Origin of the sequence: Agrobacterium sp. ICMP 6402, assembly GCF_009498615.1 — a bacterium.
GTDB lineage: Bacteria > Pseudomonadota > Alphaproteobacteria > Rhizobiales > Rhizobiaceae > Agrobacterium > Agrobacterium burrii.
Genome location: NZ_QSNV01000030.1, coordinates 498 through 1,044 on the forward strand (window position 1 = coordinate 498; position 547 = coordinate 1,044).

1 pseudogene is annotated in these 547 nt (G+C 60.9%); it reads right to left on the reverse strand.

What is annotated here, in order from left to right:
• Positions 1–529 (reverse strand): annotated as a pseudogene (locus DXT96_RS27295) (AGE family epimerase/isomerase); the annotation flags it as partial.
• Between the last annotated feature and the right edge of the window lie 18 nt (positions 530–547).

Here is a 547-nt window from a genome sequence, read left to right on the forward strand (position 1 = left end):
GCGTGCGCGGCGGGTTTTCCTCCTCGAAACCGGCGACGGGATGTTTGTAGTCGCGCTCGAGAATGGCAAGAATATCCAGCGCCCGGCCGCGCATCTCGTCCTTGCACTCGGGCAGGCTTGCGGCGGTCTGTGCGGCGGCGAAAAGCGCAAAGGCCTGATTGTAGAGATCGAAGGACGGATCGATGAGTTTTCCGGTCTGGTCGGCGAGGTTTCCGTAAAGGCCGTTATCGAGGCGATAGACCTTTTCGAACCAGCTCAAGCCGTGCAGGAGCGCATCTTTCCACGGTCCCTGCCAGCCATGCTGGCCGGCAGCGGCGAAACAATAGGCCTGACGTGGCTGAACGCGGGCGCGGCGGTCATCGGAAAAAACCGGTTTCGCATCCTGGCCAAGGCGCTCGTAAAAGCCGCCATCCGGACGGGCGGAACCCGCCTCCCACCACAAGGGCAGGGCATCCTCATCCAGCCATTTCCGTAATGTTCCGACCTCTTCGGCAAGCGCCTGAGCGGCACTCGGAAATTGCACTGTCATACGTCAACTCTCTGTTTT